This is a genomic window from Micromonospora sp. NPDC048905 (assembly GCF_040649655.1).
GTDB lineage: Bacteria > Actinomycetota > Actinomycetes > Mycobacteriales > Micromonosporaceae > Micromonospora.
This window is the reverse complement of the sequence record NZ_JBEZFV010000008.1, coordinates 257,633-270,790: the sequence shown is the minus strand read 5'-3', so window position 1 is coordinate 270,790 and position 13,158 is coordinate 257,633. Positions and strand designations below refer to the sequence as shown.

The following is a 13,158-nucleotide window of genomic DNA, read 5'->3' as shown; positions in this document are numbered from 1 at the left end:
CCGCGCGGACCGCGCTGTGTGCGCTGACCGCCCTCACGTTCGGAGACTGCCACCGGCAGGTGGGATTACAGAATTTCCCGCCGTCGGCGAGCTGGCCCGACCGGGGTCCGTCGGCGGCGCGTGCGGATCGACAGCGCCGGGTATGGTGCGGGGTGTCGGTGTCGCCGGGCGTATGCCCGTGCACGAGACACCCTGATCGGGCGCCGCTGCGAGGCGCCGAACCGTCACGAGGTCACCGGACGACACGTCCCGTGGCCCGGACGCCCCTCCTTCACCGAAGACAGGATCCTGCATGACATCGAACGACAACGCCCGACCGGCCCTGTTTCTCGCCACGTCGAACGCCGACGCGGCCGACGGGTCGGCGGTGACCGTCGACGGCAGCGCGGAGGCCATGCGCCGGCTGCGCCATCCGTTCGCGGTGCAGCCCGCCCCGCAGAGCCCGACCGCTGGCGACGAGCACGACCCGCGCGGCTGATCCGGCGGTTCGGTCCACCACGCCCACTCATACTTTCGGCTAGTAATAGCTACTCCTTTCGGGTAGCGTACGAGTCATCAAGTGCACGACATGACGCGGTGGCGAGGCCCGTGCTCGTGGCCTTGCGACAGCGCATCTTCGCCCGTACGTGCGCTCCGGCGGCAAGCCGGTTCGGAGATCTTCCGGTCGATCCGATCGACGGGCAGGTTTGGGAAGGACCACCCCCATGGCCAGCATCGTCGGAACGGCCCCCAGCACCCGCGTCGACCAGCGCAGCAGCGACCAGACCCCCGAGGAACTCCTGGTCGCCCTGGCGGAGACCGGGGCGGACGACCCACACCGCCACGCACTGCGGGATCGCGCGATCGAGGCGTGGCTGCCGCTGGCCCGGCATCTGGCGCGCCGCTACTCGGGACGCGGCGCACCCGACGAGGACCTGACCCAGACCGCCTCGGTCGGGCTCATCAAGGCCGTGGACAACTTCGACCACACCCGGGGTGTCGACTTCAGCGGGTACGCCATTCCCACGATCATCGGCGAGATCAAGCGGTACTTCCGGGATCGCACCTGGTCGGTGCGCGTGCCCCGTCGCCTCCAGGAGTTGCGCCTGTCGATCAGCGCGGCGAACAGCGCGCTGACCCAGACCCTCGGTCGCTCGCCGACGGTGGCGGACATCGCGTCCCACCTCGACCTGTCCGAGGAGACCGTCCTGGAAGGGCTGGAGGGCGCACGCGCCTACCGGGCCACGTCGCTGTCCACGCCGGCCGGGGTCGACGGCAGTCGGGAACTCGGGGACACCCTCGGCGGCGACGACCACGAATTCGACCTCGTCGAGATCCGCGTCGCCCTGGAGCCGGCCCTCGCCACGCTGCCGGAGCGCGAACGTCAGATCCTGACCCTGCGCTTCTACGGCAACCTGACCCAGGCGCAGATCGCCGACCGGGTCGGCGTCTCGCAGATGCACGTCTCCCGACTGATCTCCCGGTCGTTGGCGGCGCTGCGTCATCACCTCGTCGACCTCGACCACAGCGCGTTCTGAGGCTGGCACCGCCGACCCACGGCCGGCAGCACCCCGACGGCTCAGAGTTGGACGACGTGCCCCACCCGTGGCGGCGTACGGCCGCCGAGGACGTCGAGCCAGGCGCGTTGGAGGGCCTCCGGCCCGGCGCCCACCTGGACGTCGAGCCACCCGCCGACGATGGCGGTGAAGCGTTGCCAGGCCTCGGTGAACCGCTGGTCGAGCCCCGCACGACCCCAGTCCTGGCCGCGCTTGCGCATCTGGACCGGCGCGAAGAACACCTCTTCGGCGGCGTCGGCGTTCGGCGTCTGGTTGGTGAGGCCGACCGCGATGTCCCGGACCAGCCGGTCACCGAGGTGCCGACGCAGGGCGGCCCGGGTCGAGGGTGCGCCGGACAGGTCGAGGTAGACGGACGCGACGGCGTCCAGAGCGTCGATGTCGTCGTACGAGACGACCTCGTCGTAGCAGCCGAGTGCGCGGGTGAAGGCCAGGTTGCCGGGCGAGGTGAGGCCGACCAGGCGTGGCCCGCGACCGTGCAGCTCGAACGCGGCGGCGTACGCGGTCTTGCTCGACGCCGACGACAGCAGCAGCGACTCGGCACCGTAGAAGTCGTTGTCGGCGACCTGGTCGGCCAGCATGAACGAGGTGAAGAACAGCGGCCGGAACAGGATCAGCAGGTCCTCCTGGTCGGGCCGGTACGCCGGGTCGCCGGTGGTCGACCGGTACGCGTTGTACGGTGACGGCAACTCGGCCCGGTGCGGGCTCGCGTCCCGGAACCCGGACGCGTCCACCCGGTCCGGGCGCACCAGCAGGTGACCCGCGGGTGGGAGATAGCCGTAGACCCGCTGTCCCGTCTCGACGCCGGCGACCGTCGAGGTGACCACCTCGGCGAAGCCCCAGAGCGGCGGCAGGCCCCACTGCGGCCCGAGCCCGGCCGGTGGGAAGAACTCCCAGTAGCGCATCGCGTCGCCGAGCACCGCGTAGGTCACGTTGTTGGCGGTGAGGCCGACCCGGTCCACCCGCAGCAGCACCTCGCCGTCGGCCACAGCGGGCGGGGCGCCCTCGACGAGCGTGGTCTTTCCGAGGTCGTCACGCGCCACGGCGAAGGTCCATGAGTCGGCCATGAGGTGACGCTAGACACCCCTCCCGACGCAGACAAGTGCACTGGGAGTGCAAAATCCCACTGTCTCCGGTCAGGGGCGGGGCGCGGCGAGGTCGCGGAGGTGCGCGAGCGGCAGGTGCGGCGGTCGCCACTCCAGGAAGAGGGCCGTGGCGTCGTCCTCAAGCCGGTCGTCCTGGTAGCCGACGACGGCGCGCACCAGGCGACGCATCGTCTCCGGGCTGGGCAACCCGTCGTTGAGGGCGCGGTTGACGAAGTCGACGAGCCGGTCCAACCCGAACTGTTCCCCGTCCGCGCTCCGCGCGTCGGTGATGCCGTCGGTGTAGGCGAGGATGCGGTCGCCCGGGTGCAACTCCTCCACGTGCACCCTCGGGCGGCGGGCCGACAGGTGGCCCAGCCCGAGCGGCAACGCGGTCGGCCCGGGCAGCTCCCGGATGGCCTTGCCGTCGCGCAGCAACATCGCACCCGGGTGACCCGCGTTGATCATGCTCAGTCGGCCGGTGCGATGGTCCAACTCCATGAGCAGCCCGGTCGCGAAGAAGTTCGGGTGCTCGGAACGCACCCACCTGTCGATGCTGATCGCCGTGTCGACCAGGTCGAGGCCACACCGGCGCGCGTTGCGGTACGCGCTGACCACGAGCGAGGCCAGCGTGCTCGCCTTGATGCCGTGCCCACAGGTGTCGAAGAGCCCGACACTGAGCACGTCGCCGTTCAACGCGTAGTCGAAGATGTCGCCGCCGACGTCGTAACAGGGTTCGAGGATGGCGGTGATCACCAGGTCGTCGGTGGCGAAGGTCAGCGGCGGCAGCAGCCCCCACACGATCTCGGCCGCGACCTGCATCGGCAGTCGCCGCCGCATCCGCTCGACCACGTCACCGTAGAGCCGCCGGTTGACCAGGATCTGGGCGATGTTGACCGCCACCTCCCAGGCTGGCCCGTCCATGGTCGCGTCGGCGGCCGCCGGCGAGACGATCTCCAGCACGCCCATCCGTTCGCACCCGAGCAGCAGCGGCACCCAGACCCGGTCCGGGTTGTCCGGCGCGCGCTGGATGTCGAGGTTGGTGAAGGCCCGGCCGGCGAGGGTCGTCTCGATCGACAACTCGTCCCGGACCAGACCCGCCCCGAGCAGCGGCACGAGCAGGGACTGGGTGTAGTCGGCCAGGTAGATCACGATCTCGGTGGCGTCGATGGCGGGCGCCGCCCGGGCGACGAGCTGCGACAGCTCGTCCGGGCCGCTCCGGGGTGCGTTGAGCTGCAACCACCGCACCATCTCGCCGACGTCGCCCACGACCCACCTCCCCCGATCCTCCCCGAACCGTACGGCCACGGCAGGACGTGCGGTGACGCTACCTTGCCCCGCCCGCGTTCCTCACCTGCCGATCACCAACACCGGCCGCTCGCGTGCCCCTGCACCCCGCCGGCCCCACCTATCCCTGGGGTTTTACTACTTTTGTGAATTAGGTGTGAAAAAGTCCGTTTAAGCAACCCCTGTGGTCCGGTGCGGCACCCAACCACCGCACCGCTGGCGTCTGGTGAGACGCCTTCGCGAAAGGGCACGTCGTGACAACCAAGCTATTGAGCCATCCGCGCCGCGCGGCCATGTCCGCGCTGGCGGCCGTCGCCGCCGGCGGCACAGCCGTCGCCGTACTCATCTTCAGCGGCACCGGCGCGAGCGCCGCCGAGGCACCTGTCGACCTCGGCACGGCGGCGAGCTTCTCCGTGCTGGCCGGCGCAAGGGTCACCAACACCGGGCCGACCTTCCTCGCCCAGAACCTCGGCGTCAGCCCCGGCAGCGCCGCGACCGGCTTCCCGCCCGGCCTCGTGGGCGGCGAGACGCACCTCGCCGACGCCGTCGCGCTACAGGCACAGAACGACCTGACCACCGCCTACAACGACGCGGCCGGTCGGACCCCGTTCACCATCCTGCCCGCGGAACTGGGTGGCAGCACGCTGGTCCCCGGGGTGTACCGGATCGGCGCCGCCCAACTGACCGGAGCCCTGACCCTCAACAGCCAGGCCGACCCGGGAGCCGTGTTCATCTTCCAGATCGACTCCACCCTCGTCACCGCGTCGGGCAGCAGCGTCGTCTTCATCAACGGCTCCTCGCCCTGCAACGTCTACTGGCAGGTGGGCAGCTCGGCCACCATCGGCACGGGCAGCCAGTTCGTGGGCAACATCCTGGCCCAGGAATCGGTCACCATGACCACCGGCGCCACCCTCCAGGGCCGCGCCATGGCCCGGACCGGCGCCGTCACCCTCGACACCAACACCATCAACGCCCCCGTCTGCCTCCAGCCGACGGGTACGCCCACCCAGCCGACCGGAACACCGACCGGTACGCCCACGGGCACGCCCACGGGCACGCCGACCGGGACGCCGACTGGGACCCCGACCGGCACACCCACCGGTCAGCCCACGGGCACACCGACCGGTAACCCCACCGGCCAGCCCACGGCAACGCCCACCCGCACGAGGCTGCCCGTCACCGGCGGCAGCGGCGGCAGCGCCCTGGTGCCCGTCCTGACCGGGATCGGCGGCGTCGCCGTCGCCAGCGGCGCAGCCCTGCTGCTCCTCTACCGGCGTCGGACGACGAACTCCTGACCGAGATGCCCCGGCGGGCGGTGACCAACCGGCCGCCGGGGCAGCACCACCAACGATCAGCCGTTCCGCCCGGCCGGTGGTGGGGAGTCCACCATCGCGGCCCGGAGCGCGGCCACCGGCACGGTGGCGAAACCCACCCGGGCGTCACTCGCCCCGTACGGCAGCCACACCTCGCCGTCGTGGATGAGCGCCCCACAGGAGTAGATGACGTTGGGTACGTACCCGTCCCGGTCGTCCTCGTCGGGTGACATGAGCGCACCCGGAAGGTGCGCGATGACCCGCTCCGGTCGGTCCAGGTCGAGCAGGAGCGCGCCGATCGCGTACCGGCGCATCGGTCCGACGCCGTGGGTGAGCACGAGCCAGCCGGCGTCGGTCTCGATCGGGGATCCGCAGTTGCCGACCTGGATCAACTCCCAACTGTCCCGCGGCGCGTGCAGTGGGATGGGGGCCTGCCAGCGGTTGTCAGCGTCCAGGCCGGTCAGGCCGATGGTCTCGCCGTCGCTCCGACACAGCGCCAGGTGCCGGCCGCCGACGGTACGCGGAAACAGCGCGATCCCCTTGTTCCGGGCACCCGGCCCGCGCATCGGGGTCATCTCGAAGCGGCGCAGGTCGCTGCTGACCAGCGCACGCGTGGCGATGCTCCGGCCGTCGTAGGCGGTGTAGGTGGCCCGGTACACCGGCCCGGACTCGTCGACGAACCGGACGAACCGCGCGTCCTCCATGCCGTTGCTCTCCGCCGGGGTGGCCGGCCAGAGCACCCGTTGGTGCAGGGCCGTGTCGGCGGGAAAGGCCGTGGCGTAGCTGCCGGCGTTGGTGCGACGCAGTTGTTCGAGGGTGCTCAACCCGGTGCTGCGGGAGAGCAGATCAGGTGGCAGGTTGGCGAGCGCCCGCTCGAAGGTGGCCTCGTCGTACCACTCGGGCAGGGCGTCCAGCACGGTCGCGGCGACCTCGTTGTCGCAGCCCTCCTCGGCCAGGCCGGCGACGAGCAGGTCCCGGCGGTGCCGTACGCCCACCCGCTGCCCGACGGCCAGCGGGCCGGTCCGATCGGCGACGGTGAGCTGACGTCCCGGTCCGAGGACGGCTGTGGCGAACCCGATGGACGACAGGTGACCCTCGCCGATCTGACGCAGGCTGACCGCGACGCGCAACTGCCCGGCGCCCAGACCGGTCTGGTCCGGGTGGGCCACCATGGACGGATTGCAGAGGGCAGCGGCCTCCACGGCGTACTCGTGGCTGAAGTACGCGCCGACCAGCAGCCGGCTGGTCGGGGAGAGATCCCGCGCCCGGGCGGCCCGGTGCCGGACTAGGTCGTAGTGGTGGTGGAACGTGCCGGCCAGGTCACGGTGCCGGGCGCCGAAGCGGTCGAAGGTGTCCCGCAGCAGCCGGCCGGTCTCCTCGTCGTCGAGGCGCGCGACCCGGTCGATGAGTGCCCGCGCGCGGGTGCGTACCACCGCGGCGTCCTCCCCCGGGACGAAGAGCTTGACGATGACCCGCCGTGGATCCGGGGCGAGAGTGGCGTCCTGCCGGACGGCCAGACTCCGGGTCACGACCACCGCCGGGCGTGCTGGAGGGTGGCGAGGAGCGAGAGGGTGGATTCCGCGCCCTGGTTGAGGTTGGGTCCGTGTGCGGTCAGCCCGTCGAAGCCGCCACCGGTCGCCGGATCCCACATCGGCGCACCGAGGTCGTTGTCGCCGAGGAACCACCCCACCGCCTGTCGTACCCCGGTGTCCCACTCGGGGTCACCGGTGACCGTGGCCGCCGTGGCACAGGCGTCCGCGAAGGCGGCGACCTCGATCGGCTGCTGGTCGTGGCGCAACCGCACGGCGCCGTGCCGCCAACCTCCGACCGGTACGACCGACAGTCGTCCGTCGCGCAGCTGGACGTCCCGCAACCAGGCCAACATCCGCAGGCCGTCGTCCAGGGGTGGCCCACCCTCGCGCAGTTGGCTGGCGACGATGACCACCTCGGCGAGGGCGGCGTTGGCATAGGTCAGCTCCTGCCGGGGCCACGACCAGCGCGGGTCGGCGCCCGGCGGTCCGACAGTGCTGGCCGCGTCCGCCAGCAGGGACGCCGCGGCGACGTGACCGGGGTGGCGGCGCAGGACCTCGGCCGCGCCCAGGCCGGCGAAGGCCATCGCGTGTGGTGCCCGGGTACGCCGGCCGGCGCCCCGGCTGAAGGCGACGAGCGCCTCCTCCCGTACCCAGGGTGCGGGGCTGCGGGCGACGGCCGTGCCCAGACCCCACAGCGCCCGACCCCACCAGTCGCCGAGCCCTGGTTCGTCGGCCCAGCGCCGGTCGTGCCCGAGCCGGTTGTGGAAGGCCCCGTCGGCGCCCTGCGCATGGGTCAGGAACGCGAGGTACCGCTCCGCGAGCCGCAGCAACTCCTCGCCCGGGTCCGGCTCGCGACTGACGACGACCAGACCACGGGCCACGTCGTCGGTGCAGTAGCCGTGTTCCCGACGGACGATGGCGTGCCGGGCGTGCTCGAAGAGACCGGTGTCGTCGCTCATCCGGATCAGGTGCGCGAAGCTCGGCGCGGGCGCCGTCGCCCAGCGCCCCCGCGGGGAGGTCCGGGGTCGGCCGGTGGTCGCGGTCACGCCGGCACCGCGCTGACCGCCGGCGGGCGGGCCTCGCTGAGCTGGTCGGCGAGCGTCTCGTAGCGGGCCGCCACCGCCGGCCAGCGCAGGTGCGCGGCCAGCGGCCGGACCCGGCCGGCGAGCCGCGCGGTCAGGCCCGGCTCGGTCAGGACCCGCCGGATCGCCGCGGCGAGCGCCGCCGGGTTCTGATGGGGTACGACCAGACCCGGCCCACCGGTCAGCAGTTCCACCGCGTGCGGGAACGCCGTGGCCACGACGGGCACCCCGGCGGCCACCGCCTCGATGAGTACGCCGGAGGTGACCTGTTCGCGCGAGTCGTAGGGCAGGACGACCACGTCGGCGGAACGGATCAACCGGCCCAGCGCCTCCTGGTCGTGGTAGACGTCCTGGTAGTCGACGGCGTGCGCGACGCCCAACTGGGCGCCGAGCTGGTGCAGCCCCGCCCGGTACGCCTCACCCTGGTGCTCGACCACCTTCGGGTGGGTCCGTCCGGCCACCGTGTAGGTAGGTGTCGGTTCCAGATCCTGCAACCGCGCGAGGGCACGCAACGACCACTCGACTCCCTTGCCGGGGCCGAGCAGCCCCCAGGTCAGCAGGTGCGGGCGGGTACGCCGCTCGACGGGTACGTCGGCGAGCTCGGCGGCGCCGTGCGGGATGACCGTCACCTTGTCGGCGGGGACGGCGTACCCGACGAGCAGCCGGTCCCGAGCGGTGTCGGTCATCGTGACCACCGCGCCGGCGGTGGCCACGATCCGCTCCAACAGGGACTTCTGCCGGGCGGTGGGCTGGCGGAGCACGGTGTGCAGGACCACGATGCTCGGCACGGTGAGCCGCCGCAGCAGCGGCAGGACGTCCTCGCCGTCGGCGCCGGGGTAGATGCCGTACTCGTGCTGGACGATCGCCACGTCGAAGGTGTTCAGGACGGCCGCCGCGTCCCGCCAGCCGGCCGGGGTGAGCGCCGACCAGGTGTGCACGACCCCGGGCACCGGGCGCTGGTCGTCGCCGTGATCGGTGACCCGGACGATGCCCCCGCGAGTGCCGTCGGCGGTCAACTGGGCGGCGAGTGCGGAGTTGAAGGTGGCCAGTCCACACCGGGTCGGTGGGTGGGTGCTGAGGAATCCGTAGCTGGGCATGAACGTCGAGCCTTTCCGGTTGTCGGCCCCGCCTGGAGTACGGGCGGGGCCTCACGCGGGAACGGCGTACGCAGGTCAGCGTGTGTGACCGGCGGAACGGAGAGGTGTGTGGTCCAGTCAGGTACGAACGAGCTGGTCGTAGACGACGAGATAGTCGTCGACCATCCGCTCCGCGCTGAAGCGCCGCAGAGCCTGCGCCCGACACTCGACCCGATCGAGGTCGGCGGCCCGGGTGATCGCCTCGACGGCCTGGTCGACGGTGTGGACGAGGAGTCCGGTCACCCCATCGTCGACGACCTCGGACATGGACCCCCGCTGGTACGCGACGACAGGCGTGCCACAGACCATCGACTCCACCACCGACAGTCCGAATGGCTCGTCGAAGGCGATCGGGTGCAGCAGTGCGGTGCTGTCTCCCAGCACCTCGGCTCGCCGTTGCGGACCCACCGACCCGAGGAACACGACCTGGTCACCGTCGATGTGCGGGGCCACCTGTTCGGCGAAGTACCGCTCGTCCTGCACGATGCCGCAGATGGTCAGGGGTCGGCCGGCGCGGCGGGCGATCTCGATCGCGGTGTGGGTGCCCTTGTCCGGGTGGATCCGGCCGAAGGCGGCCAGCCCGGGGCCGGCCTTGTCGGTGAACGGCAGGCCGCCGACGTCGACGCCGTGGTACACCGTGGCGACGTAGTCGAGCTCCGGCGCCCGGTCGGCGTCGGAGATCGACACGTACGACGAGCGGGCTCGGCCGTAGGCGGGCAGGATTCCCGCGCCGGAGAAGCCGTGCACCGTGGTCAGCAGCGGAGCGTGGCAGTGCTCCGCGAACGCCAACGGAAGCCAGTCGAGGTGACTGTGCACCAGATCGAACTCGGCCGAGCGGGCCAGCGCGTGCGAGACGTGCATCGCCTCCCACACCCGGCCGTCCAGGTCCGGGTCGTCCGCGTACCCCCGGGGGCAGACTCCGTCGAGTTGGGCGGAGGTGACGGAGTCCAGTGTCGCGAAGAGGGTCACGTCGACGCCGCGGCTGACCAGCCCCTCCGCGAGCAGGCCGGTCACCTGCTCCCATGGGCCGTAGTGCTGTGGAGGCGTACGCCAGGCGACCGGTCCGAGCAGCGCAACCCTCAAGGGGAGGACGCGTCGGCGAGATCAGCTGGGTTGAGGTGCAGGGTGGCGAGCAGCCCGGAGTGCTTCGCCGGGTCAACCAGCTCCGGCAGCTCGCGCTCGACCCAGTCGGCCCGGGCCTGCTGACCCCGGTCGCGAAGTGCGGTGACGATCCGATCCCTGGCGATCCTCATCTGGTGCTCCCCTGTTAGGCGTTCGGAACGATCATTCGCACGGAGGACGATGGTCCGGACACCGCCGTCCCGGCGGTGCTGACCAGCGAACCGGACAGCCGGGACGGGGTCGGCGATCAACAACACGACCAGCCGTCGCGGCGATGGGGATGACGATCGGTTACGCCCTGTCTGGGCTGGTGGCGGACGGCGTCCGGCGGCCACCGGGATCCCGGGCGACATGTTCACCGTACGCCCTCGCGGTGCGCGACCGCACCTTCACCGACCGGCGGGCCGCCGGGACGCGCCACCGGCGCACCGGTGATCAGGGCTCCAACACCACCTTGCCCGCCCGGCTGCGCGCCTCGGCGAACACCAGCGCGGTGGAGACCTCGCTGAGCGGGTAACGGGCGGCGATCTGCGGCACGATCACCCCTTGTCGCAGGAGGTCGAGCACGGTGCCCAGGTCGGTGCGCAGGCGACGCCGGAACGCGGCCCGGCGGGTGAGGTTTCCGGCCCAGAAGTTGTAGAAGCCGGCCCGGTGGCCGTTGGGCAGCGCGTTCCAGGTGTAGAGGCGGGACAGCAGCTTCACGAAGACCCACGCGACCGACTGGCCGGAGTCCACGGCGCCGGCGTTGCCGTAGACGACGAGCGTGCCGCCGGGGGCGAGCAGGCCGTACGAGGTGCGCACTCCCGGGCCGCCCACCGGGTCGAAGACGGCGTCGACACCGTTCGGCGACAGCTCACGGACGCGGGCGGTCAGGTCCGGGTCACGGTAGTCGAGCGGTTCGACGCCGAGTTCGCGCAGCGCGGTGTGATGACGTGCGGCGGCGGTGCCGATGACCCGCAGGCCGAGGTGGCGTCCGAGTTGGACGAGCACTGTTCCGACGCCACCGTTCGCGCCGTGCACGAGGATGGTCTGCCCGGCCCGCAGGCCGGCACTTCGCAGCATCTGCCAGGCCGTCACACCGTTGACGACGACGGTCTCGGCGGCGGCGGGGTCCAGCTCGGCGGGTACGGGGGTCAGGGCGTCGATGTCGACAAGCGCGTGGGTGGCCCAGCCGCCGGTCTTGGTGACCGCCGCGACCCGGGTGCCGACAAGCGAGCCGTCCGCGCCGGGACCGACCGCCCGGACCGTGCCGACGAGGTCGTAGCCGGGCACGAACGGGAACTTCGGCTGGCCGGGGTAGCGGTCGTGGCGCATCTGCTGCTCGGCGAACGAGATGCCGGTGGCCTCGACCTGGACGAGCGCCTGGCCCCGGGCGGGGACGGGCATGGCACGTCGGTGCAGTTGGAGTCCGTCGGGCTCCACCACGCCGGGCAGCACCACTTCGGTGATCATCGCATTGCTGGTCATCGGATCCTCCTCGTTTGTAAGTGTGCACTCACACACTTGTCGGGGTGAAAAAGTGGGCCACTGTCGCGGCCCAGGGGTCGGTGGTCGGGTCAGGGGTGCCGGATGCCGGCGGTCAGGGCACGGGCCCACGGCTCCGGAACCTGCTCCAGGCCGACGGTGACGATCAGGTGGCAGAGCTGGCCGTACGCGAAGAACCGCTGCACCTGCGCGTCGTCGGCGCCGGCCCGGTCCTGCACGAGGGTCGCGATCCGCCGGTAGCCGGCCCGTACCGCGTCGGCGATCTCGGGGATGTCCGTGACGGCCTGCGCCTGCACCTGGAAGAGGAGCAGATCGCGGTCGGCGATCAGCTCCGCGTAGGCACCACCCATCGCGTCGAGGACCTCCTCCGGGCTGCCGCCGGCGGCACGCTCGCCCCCGGCCTCGATCGCCACGGCGATCCGCTCGAAACACGTCTCGGCGGCCGCCACGAACAACCCGAGCTTGCCGGCGAAGAGCCGGAAGACGTACGCCTCGGAGATGCCGGCGGCGGCGGCCACGGCGGTGACCGGGGTGGCGTGGAAGCCGGTGCGGGCGAACGCCGAGACCGCGCCGTTCAGCACGGTGACCCGACGGGCTTCGGCAGTGGATCGCATGTTTGTAAGTGTGCACTCACAAACAACGGCTGTCAAACCCGCCGGGCACGGGCTCACTCCAGGGGGTAGAGCCGGGCCGGGTCACCGGGTCGGAGGCTGTCCGGGATGTCGTCGCGGGTACTGGCGGCGATCGAGCCGAGCAGCCCCAGGGAACGCGCGGACTCCGTACCCGGCTCGGCGTGGTAGATCACCAACAACTGCCCGTCGGCTCCCGCGACCGCGAGCTTGTCGCAGTACAGGTCGAGGTCACCCACCTCCGGATGATGCAGCCGGCTGACCACGCCCTCCCGCCGACGCACCTCGTGCCGCGCCCACAACTGGCGGAAGCAGTCGCTCTTGAGCGACAACTCCCCCACCAGCGCCGTCAACCGGGGATCGTCGGTGGCTCCGCCCGAGTCGGCACGCATCTGCCCCACCACGCTCTGCATCGCCTGCCGCCAGTCGCGGAACAGCTCCCGTTCGGCCGGGTCGAGGAACACCGCGCGGAGTCGGTTCGCGCCCGGGGCGAGATTCGGCGACAGCGCCCTCGCCATCGGGTTCGAGGCCAGGATGTCGAGGTAGCGGTTCTGCACGAAGGCCGGCATGTCGAGCTGCCGCAGCAGGTGCAGGATGCTGGCCGGCACCCGCTCGACGGCAGGTCGGACCGCCCGTCGCGACCGCGTGCGGCTCAGCCCGATCAGGTACGCGGTCGCCTCCGGATCCAACCGCAGCACCCCGGCGAGGGCATCGAGGACCTGCACCGAGGGATGCCGCTCGCGACCCTGCTCCAGCCGCAGGTAGTAGTCGGCGCTGATGCCGGCCAGCATCGCCACCTCCTCACGCCGCAGCCCCGGCACCCGGCGCAGGCCCACGCCCGGACCGAGCCCGACGTCCTCGGGCCGGGTCTGCTCCCGACGGGCACGCAGAAAGTCGCCGAGTGGGTTCGTCGCGTCCATGCCACCGACGGTAGATC

At 71.8% G+C, this 13,158-nt stretch carries 13 protein-coding genes; 3 read left to right on the top strand and 10 right to left on the bottom strand.

The window, feature by feature from the left end:
* The first annotated feature begins 292 nt into the window (after window positions 1-292).
* Together AB0C01_RS22585 and AB0C01_RS22580 are read left to right on the top strand one after the other, a co-directional pair.
* Window positions 293-478: a hypothetical protein gene (locus AB0C01_RS22585; protein ID WP_357240865.1), complete on the top strand. Its 186-nt coding sequence runs from the start codon at window positions 293-295 to the stop codon at window positions 476-478.
* A gap of 226 nt (window positions 479-704) precedes the next feature.
* The gene (locus AB0C01_RS22580) at window positions 705-1,517 is read left to right on the top strand and encodes an RNA polymerase sigma factor SigF (RefSeq protein WP_357572038.1); all 813 of its coding nucleotides are present in this window, start codon (window positions 705-707) and stop codon (window positions 1,515-1,517) included.
* Window positions 1,518-1,558: 41 nt separating this feature from the next.
* On the opposite strand, the gene AB0C01_RS22575 is transcribed toward AB0C01_RS22580, so the two are convergent.
* Together AB0C01_RS22575 and AB0C01_RS22570 are read right to left on the bottom strand one after the other, a co-directional pair.
* Entirely contained in the window at window positions 1,559-2,620 is a 1,062-nt protein-coding gene (locus tag AB0C01_RS22575; RefSeq protein WP_357572037.1) for a DUF2855 family protein, read from the bottom strand.
* A 69-nt stretch (window positions 2,621-2,689) separates the two neighbouring features.
* Entirely contained in the window at window positions 2,690-3,904 is a 1,215-nt protein-coding gene (locus tag AB0C01_RS22570) for a PP2C family protein-serine/threonine phosphatase (protein ID WP_357240857.1), read from the bottom strand.
* A gap of 272 nt (window positions 3,905-4,176) precedes the next feature.
* On the opposite strand from AB0C01_RS22570, the gene AB0C01_RS22565 reads away from it, so the two are divergent.
* Window positions 4,177-5,217 (top strand): ice-binding family protein, encoded by a 1,041-nt coding sequence (locus AB0C01_RS22565; protein WP_357572036.1) that lies wholly within the window; start codon window positions 4,177-4,179, stop codon window positions 5,215-5,217.
* A gap of 56 nt (window positions 5,218-5,273) precedes the next feature.
* On the opposite strand, the gene AB0C01_RS22560 is transcribed toward AB0C01_RS22565, so the two are convergent.
* From AB0C01_RS22560 to AB0C01_RS22525, 8 genes are all read right to left on the bottom strand, one after another.
* Window positions 5,274-6,764 (bottom strand): glycoside hydrolase family 130 protein, encoded by a 1,491-nt coding sequence (locus AB0C01_RS22560; RefSeq protein WP_357572035.1) that lies wholly within the window; start codon window positions 6,762-6,764, stop codon window positions 5,274-5,276.
* Window positions 6,761-7,813 (bottom strand): glycosyltransferase, encoded by a 1,053-nt coding sequence (locus AB0C01_RS22555; protein WP_357240848.1) that lies wholly within the window; start codon window positions 7,811-7,813, stop codon window positions 6,761-6,763. The genes AB0C01_RS22560 and AB0C01_RS22555 overlap by 4 nt, the downstream gene beginning before the upstream one ends.
* The gene (locus AB0C01_RS22550; RefSeq protein ID WP_357240846.1) at window positions 7,810-8,946 is read right to left on the bottom strand and encodes a glycosyltransferase; all 1,137 of its coding nucleotides are present in this window, start codon (window positions 8,944-8,946) and stop codon (window positions 7,810-7,812) included. Before AB0C01_RS22550 ends, AB0C01_RS22555 begins: the two co-directional genes overlap by 4 nt.
* Before the next feature lie 117 nt (window positions 8,947-9,063).
* On the bottom strand, window positions 9,064-10,068 hold the full coding sequence (locus tag AB0C01_RS22545) for a glycosyltransferase family 4 protein (RefSeq protein WP_357572034.1): 1,005 nt from the start codon (window positions 10,066-10,068) through the stop codon (window positions 9,064-9,066).
* On the bottom strand, window positions 10,065-10,238 hold the full coding sequence (locus AB0C01_RS22540; RefSeq protein WP_357240840.1) for a hypothetical protein: 174 nt from the start codon (window positions 10,236-10,238) through the stop codon (window positions 10,065-10,067). Before AB0C01_RS22540 ends, AB0C01_RS22545 begins: the two co-directional genes overlap by 4 nt.
* Window positions 10,239-10,542: 304 nt before the next feature.
* Complete coding sequence (locus AB0C01_RS22535; RefSeq protein ID WP_357572033.1) at window positions 10,543-11,574, bottom strand: medium chain dehydrogenase/reductase family protein; 1,032 nt, start codon at window positions 11,572-11,574, stop codon at window positions 10,543-10,545.
* An 89-nt stretch (window positions 11,575-11,663) separates the two neighbouring features.
* A complete protein-coding gene (locus AB0C01_RS22530) occupies window positions 11,664-12,206 on the bottom strand; it encodes a TetR family transcriptional regulator (RefSeq protein WP_357240834.1) in 543 nt (180 codons plus the stop codon).
* A gap of 53 nt (window positions 12,207-12,259) precedes the next feature.
* Window positions 12,260-13,141, bottom strand: a complete 882-nt coding sequence (locus tag AB0C01_RS22525) for a helix-turn-helix transcriptional regulator (RefSeq protein ID WP_357240831.1) — start codon at window positions 13,139-13,141, stop codon at window positions 12,260-12,262.
* Window positions 13,142-13,158: the final 17 nt, after the last annotated feature.

What these genes read in the sequence shown, in the direction of transcription:
- AB0C01_RS22585 (WP_357240865.1), top strand. Translation starts at nt 293, where the DNA reads ATGACATCGAACGACAACGCCCGACCGGCCCTGTTTCTCGCCACGTCG.
- AB0C01_RS22580 (WP_357572038.1), top strand. Translation starts at nt 705, where the DNA reads ATGGCCAGCATCGTCGGAACGGCCCCCAGCACCCGCGTCGACCAGCGC.
- AB0C01_RS22575 (WP_357572037.1), bottom strand. Translation starts at nt 2,620, where the DNA reads ATGGCCGACTCATGGACCTTCGCCGTGGCGCGTGACGACCTCGGAAAG.
- AB0C01_RS22550 (WP_357240846.1), bottom strand. Translation starts at nt 8,946, where the DNA reads ATGCCCAGCTACGGATTCCTCAGCACCCACCCACCGACCCGGTGTGGA.
- AB0C01_RS22540 (WP_357240840.1), bottom strand. Translation starts at nt 10,238, where the DNA reads ATGAGGATCGCCAGGGATCGGATCGTCACCGCACTTCGCGACCGGGGT.
- AB0C01_RS22535 (WP_357572033.1), bottom strand. Translation starts at nt 11,574, where the DNA reads ATGACCAGCAATGCGATGATCACCGAAGTGGTGCTGCCCGGCGTGGTG.
- AB0C01_RS22530 (WP_357240834.1), bottom strand. Translation starts at nt 12,206, where the DNA reads ATGCGATCCACTGCCGAAGCCCGTCGGGTCACCGTGCTGAACGGCGCG.
- AB0C01_RS22525 (WP_357240831.1), bottom strand. Translation starts at nt 13,141, where the DNA reads ATGGACGCGACGAACCCACTCGGCGACTTTCTGCGTGCCCGTCGGGAG.